Origin of the sequence: Bacillus sp. SIMBA_008 (assembly GCF_046535495.1) — a bacterium.
Classification (GTDB): domain Bacteria; phylum Bacillota; class Bacilli; order Bacillales; family Bacillaceae; genus Bacillus; species Bacillus subtilis.
This window is the reverse complement of record NZ_JAWRWL010000683.1, coordinates 1-261: the sequence shown is the minus strand read 5'-3', so window position 1 is coordinate 261 and position 261 is coordinate 1. Positions and strand designations below refer to the sequence as shown.

The window sequence follows — 261 nt, the reverse complement described above, 5'->3', positions numbered from 1 at the left end:
CTTTTGAGGGAGATGAAGCAAATATAAAAGTAAAACAATTCTTTTTTGGGAGTAAAGAAAAGAAAGTAAAGGATGGCGATATAGTAGAAATTAAGATTAATAGTATCGCCATTTTATTCATGATTGTGTCAATAATGGCTGTTGTATTTGGTTCTTCAATGGGTATAAATATAGTTGTTTTTGGTGTTATTGGAGCGTTAGTTACGTTAGTATATGGATTTAACAATTGGTTTAGTTTGGAAGTGAAATAAGTATTGTATC

The 261-nt window shown here is 29.5% G+C and carries 1 protein-coding gene; it reads left to right on the top strand.

The annotated features are described in order from the left end of the window. Positions 1-251: hypothetical protein (locus SB658_RS24975; protein WP_410603102.1), on the top strand; the 251-nt coding region annotated here is incomplete at its 5' end. Positions 252-261 lie beyond the last annotated feature (10 nt).